We start from the raw sequence: 26,274 nt of genomic DNA, 5'->3' as shown, positions 1-26,274 counted from the left end.
ATGAAAACACAAATTTTTCTGCTTCTTAAAAATTACATAATCAATCGTACACCACCAAGATCGGCTACACGGTAAGAGAATTTGTTTCCTGGAGAACCGATAAACATAAAGTTTTTTGGGATTTTCCATTTTTCAGAAAGCTCGTCGATTATTTCGGGACCAAATGTGCCTTCAATTTCGATGTATTCTATATCTAGTCCGCCGTAAGCGCGATCTAAAACTTCGAGATCTTTTTTAAGTGCTTCGTTGTCTACAGGATCTTTTTTGACATGAACAATTTTTAATTTCTTTGTAGTTTCGTTGTCTTCAACGTATTGCAAGACTTTGTTCAAGATTGTAATGTCATCTCCTTTTGTAAAGAAAACAAACTCTTGAGAGTTAATTTCGGAACTTAGTTTTTCAAGATAACGATTACTCAGAATAACCATTTTACGCAGTGGCTGATAGAAATATTCTAAAGCTTCTATTAATAGACGTATTAAGATAACACGATTGAGCATAATTCCAATAAAGAGTAAGGCTGGAATCATATATTGCAAAAAGGTATAAAACGAATTGATGTTGAGGAGCATGTTTCCAAAAAAAGCAGCTATTACAGAAACTACCGCAATTACGACCGCAATACCTCGCGCACGTTCTGGTCTTGGCAGTTTTCTGCGTTTGTATTTTAAAAGCAGATTTCCGATTCCGAAAAGAGCCATAACAGCTAAAAATGAAAAAGTATAAACTCCAGCAAGAGATTCCAAATGCCCGTTTGTCGCAAAAAGAACAGAAATACAAAGAATTAGAAAACTTAAAACAATTCTATAATGAGAACCTCTTTTGTTTTGTTTTAGAAAATAATTAGGAAGAATTCGGTCTAATGTCATTCGGTTTAAAAGCCCTGAAACCCCCACAAATGAGGTTAAAACAGCTCCGCACAGCACCATAACAGCATCTATAGAGATAAGCCATGCTAACCAAGATCCACCTGTTGTTTCTCCTAAATGCGCTAAAAGTGATTCTTTATTTTCTCCAACTTCTGTTAGCGGAATTACGCTGATTAACAAAATAGCAATTACGGGATTGAAGAAACTTACAATTCCCCACATGTTTCGAAGTGTTTTAGGAAAAACACCGTGTTCTTGTTCTTCAACAAAATTGGCCGAACTCTCAAAACCTGAGATGCCCAACATGGCTGCCGAAAAACCAAGAAAAAGAGCCGTTTGTATGCTTCCTGATGAAATAGGTGTTTGCCAATTGATGTGAAAAGTATCTAATCCGTGAGTTAGGACAAACCAAACTGATGCTAAAACCAGCAAAGTCAAAGTCCCTATATGTGTCATGAAAATAATGACGGCCACAAATGCCGATTCTCCAATTCCTAAAATGGCTAATCCCGTAAACAGAATTAAAACGACTACTGTTGCAATTGTTACATTTAAACCTTCAAAGATTCCGTGCAGGTAATGCATTCCTTCAGAAGCAGAAATTACAGCGGTTGCCATATAGGATAAAACCGTTAAAGTCGCTGCTAAAGAAGCCAGACGTTTGGTCGAAGTGTTTAATAAAACATTATAAGCACCACCATTTAAAGGAATTGCTCCAACAACTTCAGCGTAAATTTTACGGAAAAGAAATAATACAACAGCAACAATTAGAAGTGAAATCCAAGCATATTGACCTGCATATAAAATGGTTAACGCTGAAACATATAAGCAAGAAGAGCTAATGTCGTTTCCGCAAATTGCAGTTGCCTGTAGTTCATTTAATTTTTTGTGTACGATTTCTTTCATTAGTATCTAAAATTTACACTTTTAGTAAAATTAAGTAACAAAAAAATTAGAATCGGGCGTGAGGCAAATAGTGATATCTAGTTGTAACGTATTGTTTTATTTGGCATTCTGAAATTGTTTCAGTGCTGATAAGGCTTGCGATTGAACTTTCTTCTGAAAAAATCCTGTCCAACCTAATAAATAGCCCGTAATGCCAAAAGCTTGTTTTGACCATTTCCACACATCAAAACTATCGGTGTGTTTGATAATTAATCCGTCTTGAAAAATAAAATGGGCAGAGATTTTATTGACAACTTTTCTATTTGTTTTGCTAAAATTATAGGTAGCGGTCCAATTTGCTGAACCAGTAGAATCGTCGGCAGTTACGTTTGAAAATTCGATTTTTAAATTGCCTTTACTTTTTAGAAGTAACATTTCCCACATTTTAGAAACCTGTTCTTCTTTTAATAATCCAAAAGCTGGATCTATAAAATGAACTTTCGGATGATAGCATTCACTCATCGTTTTAGCATCTGCATTTGCGAAAGCAGTATAGAATTTTGCAATTAAAGCCTCATTTGCATTCATAAAAATATATTTATGTTAAATATAAGGTTTATTAAATTAAAAAATCATTACAAAACACTAATTTCTTTTGCTGTATCAAATGTTTTTTTTGTTTTATCAAATGCTGTTGAGAAATACTTCACTTTGCTGTAAGCAGTAAAATGTCCCGTTAGATTCCCTAAAATATCTGGCCCTCCAGCAATTATAAACCGTATCGCATAAATATCGGTCTTTTTAAGTTTCAGCCATTCTGCGGGAGTAAAATAATAGTAGGCAGTTGTTTTTCCGTCAGCAGATTCTTTTACGTTTTTATCTGTACACGCAATTACATCTGCATTGGTTAAATCGACATAAACGCCACCAGCAATTTTTGCTTTGTCACTTGCTGTTGAAACAGTTAGTTTTAAAATGCCTCCTTTTTCCGTCTTAGCTATTTGAACGTTAATTTCGCCAGAGTAAGCATATTTTTCGCAAATAAAAGTGTATTCTTGTGTTGCTGGATAGGGAGCTGAACCTTTTACACTCATTGTTTGCTGTGCCGAAGCAAAAGTTGAAATAAAAAATAATAGGAGTAGTGACAGTTTAAAATTCATATATATGGTATTTATTGTTCGGCTAATTTGGCATCAAATTTCTCATCCCAATCCATAGATTTTATGGCAGAAATAAGATTATCTTCATTTACAAAAATGCGTAATTCTTTATTGGCCACTTTTTTAGTGTACAAGGCATGATAGCGGTAAATGACTTCTTGTTTGGTTTTGTAAACTCCATCCAATTTTAAATCTATAAAACTTCCGTAATATTGTCTAAATCTTTGGCAGGTCTTTGTTAAACGCTCTTCTGTAGTGTTTTCCATAACCGATTTAGTAACTTCAGTTTCATTAAAAGGTTTAAATTTTGAAGTGTTACAAGTTTCTAAAACTCTCTTTCCTAAATCATACGCTTTTCGCTGCTGATTTGCATTTACTTCTTCTCCAGAAACTTTTTTAATTTTTAAATCTTCTGTATCTCTACTTACTGTTTTCGACTTACATCCAATTAACAATAACAAACATATAATCAATCCTGCTTTCTTCATAACTATTTAAGTAATTTTTAATAATAAGTTAGGATCGGGACAATTTTCGATATAAAAGTTTAGGTCATTTGTATTGCAGACGCCTGGATAGTCTCCCCAATAATCGCCAATATTATGGATAATCTGAAAATGTACATGAGGGGCGTAATCTCCATTTACTGAGGCATTTCCTAAAGTCGCAATCTTTTCGCCTTTCTTAAATTGGTCTCCGATATTTAAATTTTCTATACTTTCTAACGATAAATGTCCGTATAAAGTATAAAATTTCTCATTTTCTACTTCATGTTCCAATATAATAGTCGGTCCATAGTCTCCTAGGCCAATATTGTTTTTAAAACTATGAACAACTCCGTCAAGGGCAGCAAGAACAGCTGTTCCAGCTTCGGCCCATAAATCTAATCCTATGTGAATATTACGTTCGGGTTTGGATACATCTAAAAAAATAGGACTTCTTTGATATAAAAATCTTCCTTCTATATAACCGCCAAATGCAACTTTAGCGTTGTTTTCTTTTAAAAATTTTGAAATGTATTTTTCAAAATCTTCTGAGGTATCCAATTTTTGACTTACTAATTCCTCATTAGAAACCGATAAATTTAACGGCGTGTATTCTGAAATATTAATTGAGGCATCAATAACTTTAGTAGGTGGCTGGGCATTTAAGATTGAGGTAAGGGGCTTCATAAAACTAGGCAACTTTATTTATAATTATTAATTCATTATGTACTTCTATTCGGGGTAACATTTTGGTTTGAAACAATTTCGGATTAACTTCTGTCACATACTTTCTATTTCGAACATTATGCGCTTCGTCTAATATCATGGTGTTGAATAAAACAAAGCCAGCATCTTTTAAAATCGTGCAGATTCTATCTACAAAAAACTTCTCAAACAAAAAGTTAGGCATATGTGTATCTTCAAAAATATCAATTATTATGAGATCGTATTTCTCTTTTGTTTTTAAAACAAATTCAAATGCATCATCAATAACCACTTCCAACTGTTTAATTTGATTAAGATTAAAATACTGATTTGCAATCTCAATCATATCGGGATCTATTTCTACCCCAGTTATTTTTTCTTTATATTCGATCTCATTTACTAATGTTTTAACTACGCTTCCACCAGCAACACCTAATAATAAGATGTGTTCCATTTCTAGAATTTTATCATAACCAATATTTCGAAGTCCGTACCTTAATATACGCTGTAGACTTCCGTACGAATAATTGGTGTTTTCAGTGTCCAATACTAATTCTCCATTTGCCCAGGTAACTTCGATCATTTTACTTCGGGTCGATTTTTTCTTAAATATTTTTATTGGAATTAAGTAACTGAAAAATTTTCGAATCATTTTTTATGCTTTTACTCAAATTTACCATTAAATCTTTTATTTTGCACGAAATATTATATCTTTAATGAAAAAACTATTATATAAATTCGTCTTTTTTAAGCTAATGGGCTGGAAAATAGTAGGAATCGAAAATGCAGAAGTTAAAAAATGTATACTCATGGTGATGCCTCATACGAGTAATCACGATTTTTATATCGGACTTTTTACTCGAGGCATCTCTGGACTACAGATGAATTGGGTAGGAAAGAAAGAATTGTTTCGTTTTCCGTTCGGTTATTATTTTAGAAATGTTGGAGGAGAGCCTTTAGATCGTTCCGGCGGATTAAATAAAGTAGATTCTATTGCTGCAATTTTTGACAGAAAAGAAATCTTTCGTTTAGCTGTTGCTCCAGAAGGAACTAGAAAAAAAGTAAAAGAAATTAAAACAGGATTTTATTTTATCGCTCTTAAAGCGAATGTTCCAATTGTTCCCGTAGCTTTTGATTGGGGCAAAAAAGAAGTAAATCTGGGCAAGCCATTTTATCCAACTGGAAATTATGAAGCCGATTTTGAAATCTTAAAAAAACACTATGAAGGAGTTTTGGGGAAAATTCCTGAAAATGGAGTCAAATTGTAATTTCTGAGAATTTTTTCAAACGCGCGAGAATTGCATATTTGAAAATTTTCTGGACTAAGAATCAAATACGCGCTAATTTTTATATTATGGAGAATAGGCTTTAAAAGTTCCATTTTTGTAGAATAAGACTATTTTTTCAATTTCATCATCTTCAAAATTAATATTTACATTTTTTGAAGGAGATACTTTTTTTATTTCGCTCTTTTCTTCTTCATTTTTTTCAATGGAAGAAAACAAATCTGTACCTATATTTTCATTGGATGAAATTGGAGTAGGAGATTCTGGAATTTCTAAATTTTCGTCATGGTTTTTAGGAAAACTTCCTTTCCCAACTAAAATCCAATACAGATCAACATCAGGGAAAACCTCCAGAATTTTCATTACAAAATCTAAACTTGGCTTGTTTCTACCAGATAAAAGATGAGACATACTAGAACGTTGCACACCAATTTTATCTGCAAAGGTAGAAGCATTTAAACCATAATAATCTAATATGGTTTCGAGTCTTTTTACAAAATCATCTATGTTTACCATTGTGAATTAATGTTTTAAATTGTTCTATTTACAAATGTAAACAAAAAGAAAGAACACTCCAGTCTTGTTGTTTCATTTTTAATAGGACTTTAGTTTTATGTTAAATATAAAATTTATGTAAAGCTTTATAATTAACTGAAATTAATATATTTATGAATATTAAATGAATTAAACAGCTCTATTAAAACAAGTTAAAGCGTAAATGGATAAATACTTTATAAAACTGTTTACAAATCTAAATTATTAAATTTTTCTTTTGTTTACAATTGTAAAAATAAAGATATTTACTTTTGTAAACTAATCAAAATACAATGAATTTAGAACAGCTTTTTACGCAATACAAAGAAAAGTCAATATCTGGACGATATCTTACTTTAGATCATATAAAACCTCTTTTAGATAAGTTAAATACAAATGGCCAAGTGGAGATTATTGGTACATCTGTTTTAGGCGAACCTATATATAGTTACCAAATCGGAACAGGAAAGTTACGTGTTTATTTATGGTCTCAAATGCATGGTAACGAAAGCACAACAACTAAATCTTTATTTGATTTCATTAATTTATTAAATGGCGATACTGATTTTGCTAAGCAAATGCTGGAGACTTTTACTTTCTACTGTATTCCGATACTTAATCCTGATGGAGCGAGACTTTATACACGAGCAAATGCAAATGAAGTAGATTTAAATCGTGATTCTCAAAACCTGACACAACCAGAAAGCAAAGTTCTACGCGAAGTATTTGAAAAATTTAAACCTGATTTCTGTTTTAACCTACATGACCAGCGAACCATCTTTGGAGCAGGAACGACAGGAAAGCCAGCGACGGTTTCTTTTTTAGCTCCTTCTTATAATGAGGAAAGAGAAGTAAACGATAATAGATTAAAGGCGATCAATATTATTGCAGGAATCAATGAAGAACTGCAAAAATACATTCCGGGACAAGTTGGCCGTTTTGATGACTCGTTCAATATTAATTGTATAGGAGACACTTTTCAATTTTTAGGCGTTTCAACCATTTTATTTGAGGCTGGGCACTTTCAAGGTGACTACGAGCGAGAAGTTACTCGAAAGTTCATATTTTTCGCGTTAATTACAAGCTTCAAACTGATATCCGAAAACGATTTAGTTAATAATCGATTTGGTGAATATTTGAATATTTCACAAAATAACGTGGTTTTTTATGATTTTATGTATAAAAATGTCAAAATAAATTATGATGGTATCGAAATTATTACGAATTTTGTCGCACAATACAAAGAGGAATTAATCGAAAATAAGATTCATTTTAATGCTTACATAGTAGAAGTAGGTGAGCTGGAAAATTATTTTGGTCATTACGAATACGACGCAAAAGGCGCAGAATATTCGGACGATTTCCAAAATTTTCCAAAAACGGGTCAGAAAGCAAATTTTTATTTAAATAAAAATGTTAAATTTGTTAACGGATTAATAAAAAGTTAATTTTTATGTGAATTTGTTGTTTTTTATATATAATTTTATACTTTGTAATAGCAATTAGTAATATTAATTAAACAATTATGAGTAAATTTCGTTTAGATGAAGTAGATCACCAGATTTTAGATATGTTAATAGACAATACGAGAGTTCCGTTTACTGACATTGCAAAAAAACTATTGATATCTGCTGGTACAGTACACGTTAGAGTTAAAAAGATGGAAGATGCCGGTATCATCATGGGGTCTTCATTAGCCTTGGATTACGATAAATTAGGTTATTCATTTATTGCTTATGTAGGGGTTTTTCTAAATAATACATCTCAGACTAAATTTGTATTAGAGAGAATCAATCAAATTCCATTCGTAACTGTAGCTTCTGTAACTACAGGAAAATTCAACATCTTTTGTAAAATTAGAGCAAAAGATACTAAGCACGCGAAAGAAGTTATCTTTATGATTGACGATATTGATGGTGTTTACAGAACAGAAACAATGATTTCATTAGAGGAAAGTATAAACGATAAGAAGCGTTTGATGCATACTATTTTCAAAAATATGTAATAACTTTTCTTGAATGCTATATTAAAATATAACCTCAAGTTTATTCTTGGGGTTTTTTTATGACTAATTAACCAACCAACTATAACACGATTATGTATACGTTGCCAAAAATTGAGCGTTTTAATCAAGACGTTCTCTCAAAATACCACATTTATAATAGTGTTTTCATAACATTACCTTTTGACTCTATAGATAACACAGGGGTCTTACTTCCTTTATTTACAGAGACTTGCGAAACGGGCTTTAAAAAACAAGAAACACCAAAAGAAATCGTAGATTTCTTTTCTAATAAATTTTTAAACAATACTTCTGAAGATGAAAAAATCGATCTTATGTTTCGATTTATTCAATATATAGAACGTCAGATTGTATTGTTTGATGCCATTGAAGATGCTGCTTTTCCAGAAGTTAATAATATGGAAGGGCGTGGATCTCTTCGTGATATTAAGGAGAAATCTGATGCTAAAGAGAAAGATGACGAATTGGTAGAGTTTCTAGAAAACTTTAACGTTCGTACAGTTTTAACAGCGCATCCTACTCAGTTTTATCCAGGACCCGTTTTAGGAATTATAAATGACTTGACAGAAGCTATTCGTCAAAATGATTTGCTTCAAATTAAACAATTACTTGCTCAATTAGGAAAAACGCCTTTCATTCAGAAAGAAAAACCAAATCCTTATGATGAAGCAGTAAGCTTAATTTGGTACCTAGAAAATGTATTTTATGCTACTGCAGGAGAAATTGTACATTATTTGCAGAAAAACATTTTAAACGGAAATCCGATTCATAATCAATTAGTAAAACTTGGTTTCTGGCCAGGGGGTGATCGTGACGGAAATCCTTTTGTTACTACAGATATTACACTTAAAGTTGCAGATCGTTTGCGCACCTCAATTTTAAAGTGCTATTATGTAGAAATGAGAAACTTAAAACGCAAGCTAACTTTCTCAGGTGTAGATGATTTAGTAGCAGAACTTGAACATAAGCTTTACCGTTCTGTATTCTATTCTAAAGGAGATATCTTTATTACTTTAGAAGAATTATTGACACAATTAAACAAAATTCGAACTATAATTATAGAGAAACATCAATCTTTATATTTGGATGAATTAGATGCTTTTCTAGTAAAAATTAATTTGTTCGGATTCCATTTTGCGACTTTAGATATTCGTCAGAATAGTAAAATTCATAATGCCGTTTTCAAAGATGTGGTAGATTACTATTTGAATTCTGGTTCAGATGTTTTTCCTAAGAATTATTTCGAATTGACAGAAGATCAAAAAATTGATGTTCTTTCTAAAGTAAAAGGAAATCTAAATCCTGTTGATTTCGAAAATGAAATTACAAGATATACTTTAGAATCGGTGCAAGCCATTAAAACCATTCAGCAAAATAATGGTGAAGAAGGAGCAAACCGTTACATTATCAGTAATAACGAAAGTGCGTTGAATGTGATGGAAACATTTGCTATGATTCGTTTAAATAACTGGGAAAAACCAACAGTTGATATTATTCCGCTTTTTGAATCTGTAGACGATTTACAAAATGCACATGCCATTATGGAGCAATTGTATACCAATCCAGAATATGCTAAACATTTGAAATCTAGAGGAAATAAGCAAACCATAATGCTTGGATTCTCTGACGGAACTAAAGATGGCGGCTATTTAATGGCAAACTGGAGTATTTATCAAGCTAAAATTTCGCTGACTAAAATTTCTAGAGAATACGGAATTAAAGCTATTTTCTTTGACGGACGTGGTGGACCTCCAGCTCGTGGCGGTGGAAAAACACATAAATTCTACGCTTCTTTAGGTCCAAAAATTGAAAACAACGAGATTCAAATTACAGTTCAAGGTCAGACTATTAGCTCTAATTTTGGAACTTTAGATTCTTGCCGTTACAATATCGAAAACTTATTGAGTGCCGGTGTTACAAATCAAGTATTTAGTAAAGAGAAAAATGAACTAACAGCTGATGAAACTCAAATTTTAACGGATTTGGCTAATTTAGGTTATGAGAAATATTTAAGTTTCAAAAACCATCCAAAGTTTATTCCGTATTTAGAAAAAATGAGTACGCTTAAATATTATTCAAAAACTAATATTGGAAGCCGTCCTTCAAAAAGAAGTAAATCTGAATCTTTAGATTTTGCCGATTTAAGAGCAATTCCGTTTGTAGGTTCATGGAGTCAATTAAAGCAAAACGTTCCTGGGTTTTTTGGAGTAGGTTCGGCATTAAAACATTTTGAAGAATCTGGTCAATGGAACAAAGTAAGCGATTTATATCACAATTCATTGTTTTTCAAAACTTTGCTTGAAAACAGTATGATGTCATTAGCAAAATCATTCTTGCCTTTGACAGCTTACATGAAAAATGATCCTGAGTTTGGCGAATTCTGGCAGATTATTTACGATGAGTTCTCAGAAACAAAACGTCTTTTGTTGAAAATTGCTGATCATAAAACATTAATGGAAAATTATCCTGATGGTATTGCTTCTATTCAAATAAGAGAGCGTATTGTTTTGCCTTTATTGACAATTCAGCAATATGCTTTATTGAGAATCAATGAGCTAAACAAAGAACAAACTCCTGATGAAGAGTTGATTAAAGTTTATGAGAAAATCGTAACGAGATCACTATTCGGAAATACGAATGCAAGTAGAAACTCAGCTTAAAAAAATAAAAAATGAGAGCATCAGAATTATTGGAAAATGAATATTCAGGTCATTTTGAAACTTACATTAAAGCAGCCGGAGATGGTATTTTAATTGAAGAATTGGAAATTTCTCTTCACGAGTTCATTCGATTTGTTCAAAATATTCCAATGGATAAATTTGATTATCGCTACGCGGAAGGGAAGTGGACCATTAAAGATATTATTCAGCACGTAATAGATACGGAGAGAATTTTTGCATATCGTGCTTTGCGTTTTTCAAGAAACGACAAAACGCCTTTACCAAGCTTTGAGGAAAATGATTATGCAGACAATACAAATTCAAACAGCAGAAGTATTCAAGATCTGCTTACTGAATTTTCAGCGGTAAGACATTCGACTTTATTATTTTACAAAAGCTTATCCAAAGAACAGTTGAAGAGAATTGGAACTGCGTCTAACAATCCGATTTCTGTTCGTGCTTTAGGTTTTGTAATGATTGGACATCAAAAACACCATCAGAAAGTTTTTGAAGAGAGATATTTGTAAAATATACTTTGTATATAAAAAAAAAACTGTACTTGAAAAAGTACAGTTTTTTGCTTTTAGAAACGTGAGCTTCGACTTCGCTCAGCCTGGAATAGATAGTTTATTAATTGGTATGTCAGGCTGAGCGAAGTCGAAGCCTTTTTATGCTGTTTGATGCTTTCTCTCCAGGAACGCCAATCCAAATCGAATTTTGTCATAAGACATTTTTTCTTCAAAGTAATCGAAGTAAGGTCTTAATGCATTAGGATTTTCTAATTCAATCTTAGCTTTTTCAATTTGAAGAATTTCCTCTTCCGAAACAAATTGACTTAAATCTATATCATTTCCGTCAACGTATAATTTAGCCAAATGAGAAATGATTGTAGTTTCGCCCAGATTTCGTTGCTCAGCAATTTCCTTTACAGAAAGTCCGGCTTGAAATAATTCTAGCGTTTTTTTATAAGTATTTTCTTTTTTCTCTTTTTTGACAACCGATTTATTCCGCTGAAATTCAATTATAGCATTTATAAAATCGGTTCCGTATTTTTCTAGTTTAGCTTTACCAACACCTTCCACAGCAAGAAAATCTTCATCAGACATTGGTCTTAAAACTTCCATTTGTCTTAATGATGCATCACTAAAGATAACATACGCGGGAACTTCTTCTTCTTGAGCGATTTCATAACGTAATTTTCTAAGCGTTTCAAAAAGAGAATTTTTAGCAGCTTTTGGTTTTGCTTCTTTGGCTTCGTTTTTATCAATTACTTTTTTGACAACTGTTGTCAGTTTTACTTTTTCTCCTTCAAACAAAACTTTCTTCGCAAAAGGAGTAAGCAAAATTTTATTGTGCTGATGAAAAGCAATTTCACAATATCCTAAATTGATAAGCTGAATAAGATATTGATTCCAATCGTACCAAGAAACATCAGCGCCAATTCCGTACGTTTTTAGCTCTTGATAATTTTTTTCGTAAATATACGCGTTTCTCGAGCCTCTCAAAAAATCAACAATTACAGCTAGAGACTCAGATTCTCTTAATCGCACAATTGCCGACAAAGCCTTTTGTGCGAGAATCGTCCCATCGAAAAAAGTTGGCGGATTTTTGCAAATATCGCAGTTTCCGCAATTCTCAGTTACCAGTTCGCCAAAATAAGACAGCAGAATTTTTCTGCGGCAGCTTACAGCATCGGCATATTGCTTCATACGATCTAACTTTGCAAGCTGAATATCTGAGTTCAATCCTTCCGATGCAAATTTCTGCAATTGAATTACATCGGCGTAACTTTCAAACAAAACGGTTTCAGCTGGCAAACCATCTCGGCCCGCACGCCCAATTTCTTGGTAATATCCTTCTATATTTTTTGGAAGATTGTAGTGAATGACCCAACGAACATTTGATTTGTCAATTCCCATTCCGAAAGCAATTGTAGCGCAAACTACTTGACAATCGTCATTAATAAATTGATCCTGAGTTTTGGCACGTGTTTCATTATCTAGGCCTGCATGATATGCTTTAGCTTCAATTCCGTTCTTTTTAAGTTTTTCAGCAAGTTCTTCTGTAGTTTTACGACTCAAGCAATAAATTATTCCAGATTCATTGGGTTTGCTTTCAATAAAATCAATGATTTGCTTAACGCGATCTAAAGCAGGACGAACTTCTAGACTCAAATTTGCTCTATCAAAAGAAGCGATAAACGTTTTTGGATTCTTAAGATTTAATTGCTTGGTTATATCTGTTCGTGTTGCTTTGTCAGCAGTCGCAGTTAAGGCCAAAATTGGAGTAGAAGGGAAACGACTTTTCAAATAACCCAAATTAGTATAAGCAGGTCTAAAGTCATGACCCCAAGACGAAATACAATGTGCTTCATCAATTGCTATTAAGCTAATGTTCAACTCATTGAAAGCCATATCCAAATAAGAAAGACTTTCAGGCGCGATATAAACTAACTTAAAATGATTTGTTTTTAAATTATCAATATAATATTGCTGCTCTTGAGAAGATTGGCTACTATTAATAAAACAAGCAGAAATTCCGTTGGTTTTTAAACTATCAACCTGATCTTTCATTAAAGCGATCAAAGGCGATATGACAACTGTTATTCCTGGTAGAATTAAAGCGGGAAGTTGAAAACATATTGATTTTCCACCTCCAGTGGGCATAATTGCCAAGGTATCTTGTCCTGACAAAATGGTATTAATTATGGTTTCTTGATTGGGTCTGAATCTTTCGAAACCAAAATTTTCTTTTAGTGTAGTATGTAGAATTTCTGAAGTCATAGGCATATATTTTTTATCCAAGATTTAAATGTAAAAATAATCCTATAAAAATAAAAATATAATTTGGTTTTGTTTGTTTCTTATTCATCATAAAAAAAAGGAACTCCCAATAGAGTTCCTTTATTTATTAAAAAGAAAATGAATTAATCTTCATCGTCTTCGTCTTCTTCATCATATTCAGTATCTGCTTTGTCATCTTCATCGTCATCATCGTCACCACTGTCAGTATCTGGCTTATCAAGATTATCATCATCTTCGTCATCGTCATTGCTAATATCATCATCAAGATCAATACCTTTAACTGGCGCAATTGCATCTACATCAACATCTAAATCATCATCTTCATCGTAGTTTTCAATTCTGTCAGCAAGTTTAGTACTAATTTTCACCAAGTAAATTGTGTCTTCAGTACGAACTTCTACAGCTTCAACCAATTCGTTTTTAGCATTTCTAAAACGGATAACATCCGAATCATCATAACCATCAGGAAATTTTTCAACCAAAAGGTTTAAAATTTCGTTGGTAAGTTTGGCGTAGTCTACTATAACTCTTTTCATAAATTATCTTATAAATCTAATAAGTATGCAAAAATTAACGGCGCAACGATTGTAGCATCCGATTCAATAATAAATTTTGGGGTTTTGATGTCTAATTTACCCCAAGTGATTTTTTCATTTGGAACTGCTCCAGAATAAGATCCATAACTAGTTGTTGAATCTGAAATTTGGCAGAAATAACTCCAAAATGGAACATCGTGCATTTCCATATCTTGGTATAGCATTGGCACTACACAGATAGGGAAGTCACCTGCGATACCACCACCGATTTGGAAGAATCCAATTCCGTTTGAACTGTTTTTAGAATACCAATCCGCAAGGAAAGTCATGTATTCAATTCCAGATTTCATAGTAGACGCTTTTAATTCTCCTTTAATTACGTATGAAGCAAAGATGTTCCCCATTGTACTATCTTCCCATCCTGGAACGATAATCGGCAAGTTTTTCTCTGCAGCTGCATACATCCAGCTATCTTTTAGATCAATTTCATAATATTCTTCTAAAACGCCAGACAATAACATTTTATACATAAATTCATGCGGGAAGTAACGCTCACCTTTGTCATCAGCGTCTTTCCAAATTTTGTAAATATGTTTTTGCAAACGACGGAAAGCTTCATGCTCAGGAATACAAGTGTCTGTAACACGGTTTAATCCTCTTTCTAATAAAGCCCATTCGTCTTCTGGTGTTAAATCGCGATAGTTAGGAACTCTCTCGTAGTGAGAATGAGCTACTAAATTCATGATATCTTCTTCTAAGTTTGCTCCAGTACATGAAATAATATGCACTTTGTCCTGTCTGATTACTTCGGCAAAAATTTTACCAATTTCTGCTGTACTCATTGCGCCAGCCATACTTACCAGCATTTTAGCACCATCAGCTAATTGCTGCTCATAAGCTTTTGCAGCATCTACTAATGAAGCAGAGTTAAAATGCAAATAATGTTTTTCAATAAACTGACTGATTGGTCCTTTCATTTTTTTTGTTTTTTTTTTGAATTAAAAAGTTTTAACCTTTTTGGATGTTCATGCAAATTAAGAATTTTTTAAGAAAAATTATTACTTAATGTGCCGTTTTTTTTACACCTTTTTTTTGTATCCTAAAATCTTTAAAACGTCGTCTGAAGTCTGTTGCTCTGAGAACACTTCGGTTGCCAGAATTCCATTCTCATCACGATCGATTAAAATATGTTTAGGTTGTGGAATCAAACAGTGGTGTAGACCTCCGTATCCTCCAATTGTTTCTTGATAAGCGCCAGTATTAAAGAATCCAATATACAAAGGCTTCTCTTTGTTATATTTAGGCAAATAAATGGCGTTCATGTTTTGCTCAGAATTGTAATAATCGTCACTATCACAAGTCAGACCTCCTAACAGAACCCGTTCGTAAGTATCATTCCAGCGATTTACTGCCAGCATAATAAAACGTTTGTTTATAGCCCAAGTATCTGGTAAAGTGGTAATGAAAGATGAGTCAATCATATTCCATTTTTCTCTATCATTTTGTTGTTTCTGATACAAAATCTGATAGATTGCACCACCGCTTTCACCTACAGTAAATGATCCAAATTCCGTAAAAATATTTGGAACATCAACTTCAGCTTCATCACAAGCAATTTTGATCTGATTGATAATTTCATCAATCATGTATTGATAATCATATTCAAAGGCAAGTGAGTTTTTAATTGGAAAACCACCACCAATGTTCAAACCGTCTAGAGTAGGACACTCTTTTTTAAGAGCAATATATACTTTAATACATTTTACAAGCTCATTCCAGTAATATGATGTATCGTTAATTCCGGTATTGATAAAAAAGTGAAGCATTTTCAGCTCTAATTTATCATTTTCCTGTATTTGTTTTTTATAGAAAGAAACTATGTTTTTGTAACCAATACCTAATCTAGAAGTATAAAACTCAAACTTAGGCTCTTCTTCGGCAGCGATACGGATTCCGATTTTGAATTTTCCTTTAATTTCTGCCTGAAGCAAATCTAACTCCTCGTAATTATCAATAATCGGAATAGTGTTTTTATGTCCGTTGTTGATTAATCTTGCAATGTTAGCAATATATTCATCTCTTTTAAAACCGTTACAAATTACATAAGTACTTTTGTTGATTTTTCCATTTTCTAATAAATTCTCCACAATATTCACGTCAAATGCAGATGAAGTTTCGATGTGAATGTTATTCTTGAAAGCTTCATTCATAATGTATTCAAAATGAGAGCTTTTTGTGCAATAACAATAGTAATATTTTGCTTCGTATTTATTTTTTTCCATTGATTTTCTGAACCAAGCTTTTGCTTTGTTGATATTTTCAGAAATCTGAGGCAGATAAGTAAACTTTAATGGTGTGCCATATTGCTCAACCAATTTCATCAAATCGATGTTGTGAAACAATAGGTTGTCTTTGTTTAGTTTGAATTCCTCTTGTGGAAAGTAGTATGTTTGATTTATTAGATCAGAATATTTTGTATTCATTTATTTATCAATGTTTAGAGATTGTATTTTACTTAATGTTAGGCTTTCTGGGGCTTAATCTTAAATTCAAACTCTAATATTGGCAAATATAATCGGCAGTTTTTCGTGCTCGGCTTTTGTACATTGGAAAACATCAAAACAGAATGGGCTTTTACTATTATAAAAACGATCCAACATTCTTAATAAAGAACTGTTGAGTCTGTTTCTGTAAGAGCTAAAGTGTCTTTGCTGATTCTTTGTTTTCATGGCGCAAATGTAAAAAATAATATATACCAAATGCAATGCTTTTGATTAAAAAAAGTTTAAGATTTATAATCCTCAAACGCTTCTAGAATCAATTTATTTTCAACGGATTGGTTAATTTTTATTTTTCCGATTTCTTCAATCAATGCAAATTGAATTAAACCGTATTCATTTTTTTTGTCGTGAATTAGCAATTCTAAGATCGGATCGATGTCTTTTTCTTCAAAAATTACATCATCATAAATGTCTTTAATCACTGCTTTAATCTCTCTATATTCTTCTGCAGAAATTAATCCTTTTTGAAGAGAAATATAACTTTCCAAAATCATTCCAACCGCAATGGCTTCTCCATGTAGTAAAGTGGTTTTTTCTTCACTTTCTAGAAAGTATCCTTCAATGGCGTGTCCTAACGTATGTCCGAAGTTTAAAGCTTTACGGATGTTTTTCTCAGTTGGATCCTGAATTACGATTTCATTCTTGATTTCAACCGAACGATAAATTAATTGGTCTAATTCATCAAAAACAATGGATTTCAAATCTGAAAATTGTCTCCAGTACGGCGCATCATATATTAACCCGTGTTTTAGCATTTCTGCCAAACCAGAACGCATTTCGCTTTGTGGTAAAGTTTCCAAATATTGCGTGTCAATTAAAACCATTTGAGGCACGTTGATAACGCCAATCTGATTTTTAAGATTTCCTAAGTCAACACCAGTTTTTCCTCCAACAGAAGCATCAACCATAGATAATAATGTAGTAGGGATATTAATGAAATTTACACCTCTTTTAAAAGTAGAAGCAACAAAACCACCTAAGTCTGTAACAACGCCACCTCCCAAATTAATAACTAGCGATTTTCTATCAGCACCAAGTTCTGTTAATATATTCCATATCTCGATACAAGTCTCAATGTTTTTATTGGCTTCACCAGCTTCAAATTCAATGATTTCGATCGCTAAATCTGTCTCTAATAAAGGAATAAATTTTGGCAAACAATGTTCATTAGTCTGATCATCTACGATTATAAATATGTTAGAATATTTATTCTCTCTCAAATGTTTATTTAAAGCTTCGTAAGCATTCTCATTAAAATGTACAAGATAATTATTGGCTTGAATAGATTGCATAATTCTTTTGTTAATTGAAAGCGCAAAATAAGGCATTTTTAACGTAATAATATTCAAACTTCTGGGCTAATTTGTTTTAAAATAAATTAGCCTATATCATTTAGCAGCTTTCTTAAATTCAAAATTTCGCCTGTATAGCTAATTGCATTTGTTAGCAATTAGTGCTTCAGCATCACGATAGCTTTTGCTTTTTGATATATGCAAATACTTACATGCATTACTATTGTCATTTTCTTGGAGATAACAAATTGCAAGGAAATATTCTGTTTTTCCACCATTTAAGCCCGGATACTTTAAAGCATTCAAAAGATAATTTATGGCTTTTTTTGACTGGCCGACTTTTAAATAATAGAAACCAATATTTTGTGCAGCGTAAATACTTTTTGGATCAATTTTTAAAGCTTTTTGGTAAGACTCAAGAGCTTCATCCATTTTTTTCTGTTCTTCAAATTTTTGTCCTTCTGTAATTAAATCTGCGATTAAAAGATCATTTTTACGCTTTTTTAATGCAGCTTCTTCTGCATCAGTATTCTGAATTTTAGACATTAATTGTTTTGCAGCAGAATAATTTTTCTCTTTTGCTAAGTTAAAATACTTAAGTGCATTAGCTTTATCATTTTCTTTTAAATAACAAATACCTAAGAAAAACTCTGTCTTTCCGCCATTTAAACCAGGCGATTTTAATGCTTCAAGAAAAGCATTTATTGCTTTTTTATTTTGCCCCTGCTTTAAATAATTAAATCCTATATTTTGAGATACGTACACATTTCTAGGATCAATTTTTAACGCTTTTTCATAGGAATGTAAAGCATTGTTTAAATCCGATTTGTTTTCAAAATTATGACCTCCAATTAGATAACTTGTAATTAAAAGTTCGTTTTTTTGTATTGTTAAGAGACTATCTTTAGGGAATTTCCTCAATCCTTCATCAATAAATTTAAGTAAATTTCGATAATTATAGCCTGAATATTGAAGTCCGCGAGCTGCAATATTCCATGTTTGAGGCATTGGTCTGTATTCCGAAAACAACTTATTCTGTTTTATTATTTCTAATGTGTCCCTTTTAGATATAGCAAATTTAATTGCATTATTAAATATGTCATAATTTCTTGGACGTAGATAAAAAGCTTGTTTTGAATAAATATAAGCACTATCAATATTTCCTTTATGTTTAGAAATGACTTGCTTGTAAAACTCAATACGTCCAGCATAACCATTAATTTTACTTGCTTTTGAAAAACAGTTAAGTGCCTTTTCGTAATTTTTCTCGCGTACATAATAAATTCCAGCATATTCATAAAATGACTCTGAACTACTAAGTGTATTGGGATATGCTGACATTTTATTCACTACTTCATCTCCGCTAAGAACACCTTTTGTGTTCATGTTTATATCGTCAAGAGCAATTAAGTATTCTAAGTTTGAAGCTTTATAAATTATAAAAGCAGAATAACTTGTTAGTAGAGATACTATAATTATAATTGAAACTGTAATTTTTAATGAAATTTTATTTGATGGCACGATTTGATCTATTTCAGTATTAGCCAAGCTCAAGGCTAAAATCAAACTAAAAAATATAGCCATTGTAGGTCTGTACATCGGGAAATTAAAGAAAGAATCTATACCATATGCAATTAGCAACATCAATGTTAAGATCGCAATAAGTTGCTTATCGGTGCTATTTGGCTTAATTATCTTTTTCAAATTAATAATTAAAAGATAAATAAATATAGAAAGGTAAATTAAACCATTAATAATACCTGTTTCAGCTAAGATTTCAAGAAAGTCATTATGGGCATGCAAAGAAACAGTTGAATCGTTAGAAGTAGTCCTTTCATAAGGAATGGATTCGACTTGATAATTACCTAATCCAATTCCAAAAATTGGATTTTTTTCGCTCATTTTAATTGCATTACCCCAAAATGTTAATCTAGCGTTTGATGAAGCGTCATCAGTATTAATCTGGCTAACTCTGTTCTCCAACGATGCATATCGTTCCTTGTCTTTAGATTTTTCAAAAATTGAATTTACAAATAATACAGCTATTAAAACAGGAATTATTAAATATATAATCCTTATGAAATTCGATTTACTAAGAGATCCTTTAAGTAGATAAATGATGTAGACAGTATAGATTAAAAAAAGATTTATTAAAGGAGTTCTTGCGCCAGTTAGAAAAATGACTGCACTTACTGAAAATAATGCGACGAGAAGGAACCATTTTTTATAACCATCGTAATAAGTTATTCCAAGCAATAAAAATGGAACTTTGATTGTAAGACTTGCTGCAAGTATATTTATATTTCCTGTATTTCCTTTCATTGCATGCAAAAGATCTATTATGGAAGCATGTCGCGGAATAATTATAAAATTGCATAATTGCAACCAAGCCTGTAAAAAAGCGCTAATACCTACGATTATAGTAATTTTATAAAGCAGATCTAGCTTGTCTTTCAGTAGAATAGTGAGATTTATAAATAAGCAAAATACAATTACTATTTCAGTAAATTTAGTATAAACTAGCGATGTGTTTTTTGCTGCAAAAAGAGATATTCCGCAAAGAAATACAAAAGCTAGATAAAGTTTAAAAAGGAAACTCTTTTTTAATATTGACAATGAGGTAATTGAAGTTATATCTGAATTAAAGTAAAAATAAAAGCCCAATAGCATATTTATCAGTGACAAATAAAGGAATTGAGGATTGATGATTTCTAAACTTTTAAAATAAGGAAAAAAGTCAATTGCGAGTAATGAAATAATAACTGTTAGAACAGTAAAGCTTGAGATGCTTTGCTTTCTTTTTGTTTCATTAAGTATTTTATCAATTGCATTCATAACACTCATTTTTTTGCAAAATTAGTAAAAATTCAAAGTAATTTCTTACTTATTTGGAAAATAATTATTCTATCGCATTCTTTAGCTAAAATTGATTTCTTTTTTATTGCTAAAATTGAAAAATATGATACCATTTAGTGAATAATATTCAAAACACTCTATATCTTTGCACAAAAACTAAACTTAATGGAAAAAATATTCGATAACACACAAGTTGCGTTTTCGCTAAAAAGTGATACAGAACTTGATAGAGCTTATTTCCTTTTCAAAATGATTGACAGTGAACCTCTAGTAAGAATAGGAACTGCTGTAACAAATTTTGCAATTAAAGCTCATTTACCAGTAGAAGGATTAATTCGTGCAACTGTTTTTGATCACTTTTGTGGTGGTGTAAACGAAAACGACTGTCTTACTGTTGTAGATAAAATGTTTACAAAAGGCGTTTCGTCTGTTTTAGATTATTCTGTTGAAGGAAAAGAAGAAGAGGAGCAATTTGATGCTGCATTAGAAATGACTTTAAGAACTATTGATTTTGCTAAAGAACGTTTAGCAATTCCATTTGCAGTTTTTAAACCAACAGGTTTAGGTCGTTTTGAATTGTACGAAAAATTAGGAGAAAAACAAACTCTTAATCCCGCAGAACAAGCAGAGTGGGATCGAGTAGTGGCCCGTTTTGATAAAGTTTGTGGCGAAGCTCATAAAAAAGATGTTGCCTTATTAATTGATGGTGAAGAAAGCTGGATGCAAGATTCAGCTGATGATTTGGTTACCGATATGATGCGTAAATACAATAAAGAAAAAGCAATTGTATTTAACACTTTGCAAATGTATCGTTGGGATCGTTTAGATTATTTGAAAAAACTTCATGAGGTAGCGAAATCCGAAGGTTTTTATATCGGAATGAAACTAGTTCGTGGCGCTTACATGGAAAAAGAAAACAAAAGAGCGGAAGAAAAAGGTTATGTTTCTCCAATCTGTGTTTCTAAAGAAGCTACTGATATCAATTACGATAATGCTGTACAATATATGTTAGAGCATATTGAAAAAATGGCCATTTTTGCAGGAACTCACAACGAATTGAGCTCTTATAAATTAATGGAAATGATGGCCCAAAAAGGAATCGCTAAAAATGATTCTAGAATTTGGTTCGGACAATTATACGGAATGAGTGATAATATTAGCTACAACTTAGCAGAAAATGGTTATAACGTTGCTAAATACTTACCATTCGGACCTGTAAAAGATGTTATGCCGTACTTGATTCGTCGTGCAGAAGAGAATACTTCTGTTGCTGGTCAAACTAGCCGCGAATTATCTATGATTAAAGCAGAACGTAAACGTAGAAAAGGGAAATAATTCAGTTTACAGTTTAATATAGAAAAAGCTTCAATTAAAATTGAAGCTTTTTTATTCGAAATAAGTCAGTATTATTAAACCCGACAGTTTTTAAGAATCTTTCGGGTTTGTTATTTGAGATAAAAAAACTCCATTTGATTTTTAAATGGAGTTTTTTTTTGAATTTGGATTTTATAAAAATTGGATTTTCAAATTAAGAGTTACTAAACTGTAAGTTGCTTAAATTCTTGTAAATTCCGTTTTCTAAGTTTATTAGTTCTTGATGTGTTCCTTCTTCAGAAATTCTTCCGTTGTCTAAAACTAAGATTTTGTCTGCATTTCTAATTGTAGAAAGCCTGTGCGCAATAATAATGCTTGTTCTTCCTTCCATCAGAACTTCTAGAGCTTCTTGAACTAGTTTTTCGCTTTCACTATCTAAAGAAGAAGTTGCTTCGTCTAAGATCAAAATGCTTGGGTTTTTAAGCAAAGCTCTCGCAATTGCGATACGCTGACGCTGACCTCCAGAAAGCTTAACTCCACGTTCTCCAACCAAAGTTTCAAATTTCTCAGGGAAACCATCTACAAAATTGAACGCATTAGCTTGTTTAGCGGCTGCTATAATTTCTTCTTCAGAAGCGTTTGGATTTCCATAAGCAATATTTTCTCTAATTGTTCCACCAAACAAAATAACATCTTGAGGAACGATACTCATATTTCCTCGAAGATTTTCTAAATCATAATCGTAAATATTTTTTCCATCAACTAAAATTTCTCCTGAAGTTATATCGTAAAAACGCAATAAAAGCGAAGAAATAGTAGATTTTCCGGCTCCACTTGGTCCAACGATTGCTATTTTCTGGCCGAATTCGGCATTGAAATTCACATCTTTTAAAACCTGAACTTCCTTTCTTGAAGGATAACTAAAAGCAACGTTATTGAAAGCTACATTTCCTTTTATTTTTTCAACTGCCGAAAGTCTTGGCTTAGCATTGATTTCTTCTGGAGTTTCTTCTAATAATTCAAAAACACGCTCTGTTGCGCCAACTGCTTTTTGAATTTGCGCGTACATTTCTGCAATTCCACCAAAAGAAGCACCAATAAATGTAGTATATAATACAAACGAGATTAAATCACCAACACCTTCAACTTCTCCTTTAATCGTTAATGTGATTCCGTACCAAACAACAGCAACAACACATCCGAAAAGGCAAAGAATAATAAACGAAGCAAAATAACCTCTGTATTGACCACCTTTAATAGCGATTTTTACAATTTCTCTAATTTTGTTTTTATAACGCTGAATTTCGTACCATTCGTTAGCAAATGCTTTTACATTGCTAATTCCTTGCAGTGTTTCTTCAACTATAACCTGGCTTTCGGCAACTTTATCTTGTGTTTTTTTTCCGTATTTACGAATGAATCTTCCAAAGATCACAGCAGCAACTGCTACAATAGGTACAATTGCCAGCATCATTAAGGTTAATTTTGGACTAATGCTTCCTAAGATTACAAAACCTCCAATAATTAAAATAAACTGACGCAGAAACTCAGCAATAGTGGTGCTAAATGTATCTTGCAATTGCGAAATATCGGCACTGATTCTACTATTAAGTTCTCCAACACGTTTTTGAGAATAAAACGACATGGGTAATTTTATCAGATTCTCATATAATGCAAAACGAATATTAGAAAGAGAGTTTTCGGTAAAATTTACAAACAATGAAATTCTAAAAAACGAGAAAATTGCCTGAAGTGTGAGAATCACCATTAAACCAAGTGCAATTTCGTTTGCTTTAGAAAGATCTTTATTCGTAACGCAATCAACCAGCATTCCCATTAATTTAGGAAAGGCTAAGGCAGTGGCGCTTGTTAAAAATAAGAAAATCAAGCCTAGGAAGAATTTCCATTTGTGATTTTTAGCGTATTTAAAAATTCGGAGAGCTTTTTGTAGGGAGTTAGAGTTTAATTTAGCTTTAGGTAAATCATTTTCTTGAAATCTTGCCATTTGAATATACAATTAAGGTACGCAAAGGTATGACTATAGCAAATGAATACAAAAAGAATATCTTGAATAAGCTTTCGACTAATCAATTTTTAACTAAAATTTAGAAATTGCAGATTTTTTCTTTTTTTTAATTCGTTGAAAAATAGTTTTCTATATATTTTTATTGAAGTTTTTTTTACTTTTTTCAAAAAAAGGCTTGCAAATATAAAATCTAGCTGTATATTTGCACTCGCAATCACAAACGATAGCAGCCTAGTAAAATAGGGCGATTAGCTCAGCTGGTTCAGAGCACCTCGTTTACACCGAGGGGGTCGGGGGTTCGAACCCCTCATCGCCCACAAATAAATCCTTAAGAAATTAAGGATTTTTTTTTGAATTTCGTGAATGCAATAAATTGTAATTTGCAATCAGATTTTGGGGAGATACTCAAGCGGCCAACGAGGGCAGACTGTAAATCTGCTGTGTGAACTTCGCAGGTTCGAATCCTGCTCTCCCCACAAAGAAACGAAAATCCTGTAAGTCTTTTGATTTACAGGATTTTTCTTTTTTAGTAGCTTATTTTATTTCTATACTTCCGCACAGAATTTCTTTATCTCTTATTTTATAAAAAAGATTTTGTCCCTTTAAACTAAGTTCTGTTCTCAACACACCATATTGATCTCCTCCAATCAAACGAAACGTTACAACATAAAATGCAGTTGATTCTTTTGGTTTAATAGTCCTTTTTAATAAAGATGGTTTATCAATATTCTTATCAAAAAAAGTTTCTAAGTTTGTCAAACCATAATTAAACAAAGGTATTTTCTGAATTGTCATCGTGTCAGATGGAATCAATGTTTTGTAATATTTTCCAGGCAGAGTAGGAATCTCATAAGAATCTATAGGAAAGTTAATTTTCAATTCAATAGAATCATCTGTTTCATTGATTATTCGAGTCCAAAATACAGCATAAATGTATTCGTTTCCTTTAGGATGAGTATATTTTATTCCGCCTTTGGGCAGGCTATTTTGTACTATTAGACTTTTGTCTTTAGAATTAGTATATACATATTTAGTATAAATGCTCTTATCAATATTACTATTAGATTTTTTATTCTTTTCTGTATTCTTTACTGAATCTAAAGTTTGTTTATCAACAGTATCAAATCCTGAATTAATATCTTTCTTACAGGAAAAAAGTACGATTACTAGTATCAGTAGTATTGTTGTTTTATTCATTTTCTGTAAATAATAAATTGATTTCTATTTCAAGCAATTTAAAAAATATTTCAGGTTAATACATTAACCTTTTTAATATAAACAAAAGCCCTATAGCAAGAACAGTTAGAAATGTTAGGTTTATGATTTTTGGAGGAAACTGGAATTATATAAAAAAAGACCGTATTTTGATACTTTAAAGTCTTAATAGGCAAAAAGATACATTCAATTCATCTTTAATTTTGCAACTCCAAAAATTAGAAATTTGATGTTATGACTGAATTGAATATACCTGACTCTTTATTGATAAAAAAATACGTAGAAGGTAACGAAGAAGCGCTCTCAAAATTAATTAACAGACATAAATCTAGAATATATGGTTTTATATGCTCGAAGATTAAGGATACAGATATTGCAAATGATGTTTTTCAAGATACGTTTGTTAAAGTAATTAAGACACTTAAAAGCAATTCTTATAAGGAAGAAGATAAATTCGTTTCTTGGGTTATGAGAATTTCTCACAATTTGATTATGGATCATTTCCGTAAAATAAAAAGAATGCCAATACAAAGAGATACTGATGAATTTTCCGTTTTTTCTATTCTATCTGATAATTCTCCAAATATTGAAAATAGAATAATTACAAACCAGATTCAAATTGATTTAAAAAAACTGATAGAAGAACTCAATGACGATCAAAAAGAAATAGTTGAAATGCGATTATATCGTAATATGAGTTTTAAAGAAATATCTGAAGAAAAAGAAATCAGTATAAATACAGCGTTGGGAAGAATGCGTTACGCCATAAACAATTTAAGAGCAATTATTATCAAAAATAAGATTACACTAATGTAAAAAACTATTATCCAACTTTCAATATAAATCCAGCTGACAAATGGATTGAAGCTTTAGAAGAAATTGAACGATTAAATTCAGAGTTTTTAAAAGCTAAAGAAGAACATATTAAAGCTTTAAATACTTAAAAACAAAAAAGAGACTCTAATGAACTGCCCCCAAAAAGTTAGACACTATTTGGGGGCATTTTTATGGAAAGAAAAGTCAAGTACAATTGTGAATTTAAACTTCGTTGTGTAGAAGAAGT

The 26,274-nt window shown here is 31.8% G+C and carries 23 protein-coding genes and 2 tRNA genes; 9 read left to right on the top strand and 16 right to left on the bottom strand.

The features are described 5' to 3' along the window. Window positions 1-32: 32 nt before the first annotated feature. The 6 genes from SOM12_RS21925 to SOM12_RS21900 form a co-directional block, all read right to left on the bottom strand. Window positions 33-1,775 (bottom strand): APC family permease, encoded by a 1,743-nt coding sequence (locus tag SOM12_RS21925; RefSeq protein WP_095931190.1) that lies wholly within the window; start codon window positions 1,773-1,775, stop codon window positions 33-35. 96 nt (window positions 1,776-1,871) lie between these two features. After that, window positions 1,872-2,342 carry a nuclear transport factor 2 family protein gene (locus tag SOM12_RS21920; RefSeq protein WP_095931191.1) on the bottom strand — a complete coding sequence of 157 codons (471 nt, stop codon included), beginning with the start codon at window positions 2,340-2,342 and terminating at the stop codon, window positions 1,872-1,874. Window positions 2,343-2,389: 47 nt separating this feature from the next. Further along, window positions 2,390-2,914, bottom strand: a complete 525-nt coding sequence (locus tag SOM12_RS21915) for a hypothetical protein (RefSeq protein WP_320495481.1) — start codon at window positions 2,912-2,914, stop codon at window positions 2,390-2,392. An 11-nt stretch (window positions 2,915-2,925) separates the two neighbouring features. Then, complete coding sequence (locus SOM12_RS21910) at window positions 2,926-3,402, bottom strand: hypothetical protein (RefSeq protein WP_095931193.1); 477 nt, start codon at window positions 3,400-3,402, stop codon at window positions 2,926-2,928. 6 nt (window positions 3,403-3,408) lie between these two features. Continuing rightward, window positions 3,409-4,086 (bottom strand): peptidoglycan DD-metalloendopeptidase family protein, encoded by a 678-nt coding sequence (locus SOM12_RS21905; RefSeq protein ID WP_095931194.1) that lies wholly within the window; start codon window positions 4,084-4,086, stop codon window positions 3,409-3,411. Window positions 4,087-4,090: 4 nt separating this feature from the next. Next, window positions 4,091-4,756: a fused MFS/spermidine synthase gene (locus tag SOM12_RS21900; protein WP_320495479.1), complete on the bottom strand. Its 666-nt coding sequence runs from the start codon at window positions 4,754-4,756 to the stop codon at window positions 4,091-4,093. 64 nt (window positions 4,757-4,820) lie between these two features. On the opposite strand from SOM12_RS21900, the gene SOM12_RS21895 reads away from it, so the two are divergent. Then, window positions 4,821-5,372 (top strand): 1-acyl-sn-glycerol-3-phosphate acyltransferase, encoded by a 552-nt coding sequence (locus SOM12_RS21895; RefSeq protein ID WP_095931196.1) that lies wholly within the window; start codon window positions 4,821-4,823, stop codon window positions 5,370-5,372. Window positions 5,373-5,456: 84 nt separating this feature from the next. On the opposite strand, the gene SOM12_RS21890 is transcribed toward SOM12_RS21895, so the two are convergent. After that, entirely contained in the window at window positions 5,457-5,906 is a 450-nt protein-coding gene (locus tag SOM12_RS21890) for a helix-turn-helix domain-containing protein (protein WP_095931197.1), read from the bottom strand. Window positions 5,907-6,217: 311 nt separating this feature from the next. Here SOM12_RS21890 and SOM12_RS21885 point away from each other — a divergent pair, with 311 nt between their 5' ends. The 4 genes from SOM12_RS21885 to SOM12_RS21870 all read left to right on the top strand — a co-directional run bounded on the left by SOM12_RS21885 (window position 6,218) and on the right by SOM12_RS21870 (window position 11,134). Then, entirely contained in the window at window positions 6,218-7,372 is a 1,155-nt protein-coding gene (locus SOM12_RS21885; protein WP_320495476.1) for a M14 metallopeptidase family protein, read from the top strand. Window positions 7,373-7,449: 77 nt separating this feature from the next. Next, entirely contained in the window at window positions 7,450-7,929 is a 480-nt protein-coding gene (locus SOM12_RS21880) for an Lrp/AsnC family transcriptional regulator (RefSeq protein ID WP_008468989.1), read from the top strand. A gap of 92 nt (window positions 7,930-8,021) precedes the next feature. After that, the gene (locus SOM12_RS21875) at window positions 8,022-10,607 is read left to right on the top strand and encodes a phosphoenolpyruvate carboxylase (RefSeq protein ID WP_095931199.1); all 2,586 of its coding nucleotides are present in this window, start codon (window positions 8,022-8,024) and stop codon (window positions 10,605-10,607) included. An 11-nt stretch (window positions 10,608-10,618) separates the two neighbouring features. Next, window positions 10,619-11,134, top strand: coding sequence for a DinB family protein (locus SOM12_RS21870; protein ID WP_320495464.1), 516 nt, complete (start codon window positions 10,619-10,621; stop codon window positions 11,132-11,134). A 141-nt stretch (window positions 11,135-11,275) separates the two neighbouring features. Here the strand turns inward: SOM12_RS21870 and recQ are convergent, their stop codons facing one another. From recQ to SOM12_RS21835, 7 genes are all read right to left on the bottom strand, one after another. Continuing rightward, window positions 11,276-13,390 (bottom strand): DNA helicase RecQ, encoded by a 2,115-nt coding sequence (gene recQ / locus SOM12_RS21865; protein WP_320495463.1) that lies wholly within the window; start codon window positions 13,388-13,390, stop codon window positions 11,276-11,278. Window positions 13,391-13,533: 143 nt separating this feature from the next. Next, the gene (locus tag SOM12_RS21860) at window positions 13,534-13,947 is read right to left on the bottom strand and encodes a DNA primase (protein WP_172426943.1); all 414 of its coding nucleotides are present in this window, start codon (window positions 13,945-13,947) and stop codon (window positions 13,534-13,536) included. Window positions 13,948-13,955: 8 nt separating this feature from the next. After that, complete coding sequence (locus SOM12_RS21855; protein ID WP_095931202.1) at window positions 13,956-14,924, bottom strand: deoxyhypusine synthase family protein; 969 nt, start codon at window positions 14,922-14,924, stop codon at window positions 13,956-13,958. 102 nt (window positions 14,925-15,026) lie between these two features. Further along, window positions 15,027-16,430 (bottom strand): arginine decarboxylase, encoded by a 1,404-nt coding sequence (locus tag SOM12_RS21850; protein ID WP_095931203.1) that lies wholly within the window; start codon window positions 16,428-16,430, stop codon window positions 15,027-15,029. A 66-nt stretch (window positions 16,431-16,496) separates the two neighbouring features. Continuing rightward, window positions 16,497-16,676: a hypothetical protein gene (locus SOM12_RS21845; RefSeq protein WP_320495461.1), complete on the bottom strand. Its 180-nt coding sequence runs from the start codon at window positions 16,674-16,676 to the stop codon at window positions 16,497-16,499. Window positions 16,677-16,732: 56 nt separating this feature from the next. Beyond that, window positions 16,733-17,800 (bottom strand): 3-dehydroquinate synthase, encoded by a 1,068-nt coding sequence (gene aroB / locus SOM12_RS21840; RefSeq protein WP_320495459.1) that lies wholly within the window; start codon window positions 17,798-17,800, stop codon window positions 16,733-16,735. A gap of 138 nt (window positions 17,801-17,938) precedes the next feature. Further along, on the bottom strand, window positions 17,939-20,635 hold the full coding sequence (locus SOM12_RS21835) for an O-antigen ligase family protein (protein WP_320495458.1): 2,697 nt from the start codon (window positions 20,633-20,635) through the stop codon (window positions 17,939-17,941). A 186-nt stretch (window positions 20,636-20,821) separates the two neighbouring features. Between SOM12_RS21835 and SOM12_RS21830 the strand changes: the two genes are divergently transcribed. Then, window positions 20,822-21,991: a proline dehydrogenase family protein gene (locus SOM12_RS21830; RefSeq protein WP_320495456.1), complete on the top strand. Its 1,170-nt coding sequence runs from the start codon at window positions 20,822-20,824 to the stop codon at window positions 21,989-21,991. Window positions 21,992-22,184: 193 nt separating this feature from the next. Here SOM12_RS21830 and SOM12_RS21825 read toward each other — a convergent pair whose 3' ends face one another. Continuing rightward, window positions 22,185-23,975 (bottom strand): ABC transporter ATP-binding protein, encoded by a 1,791-nt coding sequence (locus SOM12_RS21825; RefSeq protein ID WP_320495455.1) that lies wholly within the window; start codon window positions 23,973-23,975, stop codon window positions 22,185-22,187. Window positions 23,976-24,238: 263 nt separating this feature from the next. Between SOM12_RS21825 and SOM12_RS21820 the strand changes: the two genes are divergently transcribed. Together SOM12_RS21820 and SOM12_RS21815 are read left to right on the top strand one after the other, a co-directional pair. Then, a tRNA-Val gene (locus tag SOM12_RS21820) sits at window positions 24,239-24,313 on the top strand. Window positions 24,314-24,391: 78 nt separating this feature from the next. Then, a tRNA-Tyr gene (locus SOM12_RS21815) sits at window positions 24,392-24,472 on the top strand. Window positions 24,473-24,530: 58 nt separating this feature from the next. Here the strand turns inward: SOM12_RS21815 and SOM12_RS21810 are convergent. After that, entirely contained in the window at window positions 24,531-25,193 is a 663-nt protein-coding gene (locus SOM12_RS21810; protein ID WP_320495454.1) for a hypothetical protein, read from the bottom strand. Between the two features lie 252 nt (window positions 25,194-25,445). Between SOM12_RS21810 and SOM12_RS21805 the strand changes: the two genes are divergently transcribed. Continuing rightward, window positions 25,446-26,027: an RNA polymerase sigma factor gene (locus tag SOM12_RS21805; RefSeq protein ID WP_095931208.1), complete on the top strand. Its 582-nt coding sequence runs from the start codon at window positions 25,446-25,448 to the stop codon at window positions 26,025-26,027. Window positions 26,028-26,274: the final 247 nt, after the last annotated feature.

The organism is Flavobacterium sp. CFBP9031, from assembly GCF_034044945.1.
Lineage (GTDB): Bacteria > Bacteroidota > Bacteroidia > Flavobacteriales > Flavobacteriaceae > Flavobacterium.
The sequence above is the reverse complement of the archived record's forward strand: the minus strand, read 5'-3'. Positions and strand labels throughout refer to the sequence as shown.

What these genes read in the sequence shown, in the direction of transcription:
- SOM12_RS21805 (WP_095931208.1), top strand. Translation starts at nt 25,446, where the DNA reads ATGACTGAATTGAATATACCTGACTCTTTATTGATAAAAAAATACGTA.
- SOM12_RS21880 (WP_008468989.1), top strand. Translation starts at nt 7,450, where the DNA reads ATGAGTAAATTTCGTTTAGATGAAGTAGATCACCAGATTTTAGATATG.
- SOM12_RS21925 (WP_095931190.1), bottom strand. Translation starts at nt 1,775, where the DNA reads ATGAAAGAAATCGTACACAAAAAATTAAATGAACTACAGGCAACTGCA.
- SOM12_RS21835 (WP_320495458.1), bottom strand. Translation starts at nt 20,635, where the DNA reads ATGAATGCAATTGATAAAATACTTAATGAAACAAAAAGAAAGCAAAGC.
- SOM12_RS21920 (WP_095931191.1), bottom strand. Translation starts at nt 2,342, where the DNA reads ATGAATGCAAATGAGGCTTTAATTGCAAAATTCTATACTGCTTTCGCA.
- SOM12_RS21890 (WP_095931197.1), bottom strand. Translation starts at nt 5,906, where the DNA reads ATGGTAAACATAGATGATTTTGTAAAAAGACTCGAAACCATATTAGAT.
- SOM12_RS21915 (WP_320495481.1), bottom strand. Translation starts at nt 2,914, where the DNA reads ATGAATTTTAAACTGTCACTACTCCTATTATTTTTTATTTCAACTTTT.
- SOM12_RS21855 (WP_095931202.1), bottom strand. Translation starts at nt 14,924, where the DNA reads ATGAAAGGACCAATCAGTCAGTTTATTGAAAAACATTATTTGCATTTT.
- recQ (WP_320495463.1), bottom strand. Translation starts at nt 13,390, where the DNA reads ATGACTTCAGAAATTCTACATACTACACTAAAAGAAAATTTTGGTTTC.
- SOM12_RS21905 (WP_095931194.1), bottom strand. Translation starts at nt 4,086, where the DNA reads ATGAAGCCCCTTACCTCAATCTTAAATGCCCAGCCACCTACTAAAGTT.
- aroB (WP_320495459.1), bottom strand. Translation starts at nt 17,800, where the DNA reads ATGCAATCTATTCAAGCCAATAATTATCTTGTACATTTTAATGAGAAT.
- SOM12_RS21900 (WP_320495479.1), bottom strand. Translation starts at nt 4,756, where the DNA reads ATGATTCGAAAATTTTTCAGTTACTTAATTCCAATAAAAATATTTAAG.
- SOM12_RS21860 (WP_172426943.1), bottom strand. Translation starts at nt 13,947, where the DNA reads ATGAAAAGAGTTATAGTAGACTACGCCAAACTTACCAACGAAATTTTA.
- SOM12_RS21875 (WP_095931199.1), top strand. Translation starts at nt 8,022, where the DNA reads ATGTATACGTTGCCAAAAATTGAGCGTTTTAATCAAGACGTTCTCTCA.
- SOM12_RS21830 (WP_320495456.1), top strand. Translation starts at nt 20,822, where the DNA reads ATGGAAAAAATATTCGATAACACACAAGTTGCGTTTTCGCTAAAAAGT.
- SOM12_RS21885 (WP_320495476.1), top strand. Translation starts at nt 6,218, where the DNA reads ATGAATTTAGAACAGCTTTTTACGCAATACAAAGAAAAGTCAATATCT.
- SOM12_RS21850 (WP_095931203.1), bottom strand. Translation starts at nt 16,430, where the DNA reads ATGAATACAAAATATTCTGATCTAATAAATCAAACATACTACTTTCCA.
- SOM12_RS21810 (WP_320495454.1), bottom strand. Translation starts at nt 25,193, where the DNA reads ATGAATAAAACAACAATACTACTGATACTAGTAATCGTACTTTTTTCC.
- SOM12_RS21870 (WP_320495464.1), top strand. Translation starts at nt 10,619, where the DNA reads ATGAGAGCATCAGAATTATTGGAAAATGAATATTCAGGTCATTTTGAA.
- SOM12_RS21845 (WP_320495461.1), bottom strand. Translation starts at nt 16,676, where the DNA reads ATGAAAACAAAGAATCAGCAAAGACACTTTAGCTCTTACAGAAACAGA.
- SOM12_RS21910 (WP_095931193.1), bottom strand. Translation starts at nt 3,402, where the DNA reads ATGAAGAAAGCAGGATTGATTATATGTTTGTTATTGTTAATTGGATGT.
- SOM12_RS21825 (WP_320495455.1), bottom strand. Translation starts at nt 23,975, where the DNA reads ATGGCAAGATTTCAAGAAAATGATTTACCTAAAGCTAAATTAAACTCT.
- SOM12_RS21895 (WP_095931196.1), top strand. Translation starts at nt 4,821, where the DNA reads ATGAAAAAACTATTATATAAATTCGTCTTTTTTAAGCTAATGGGCTGG.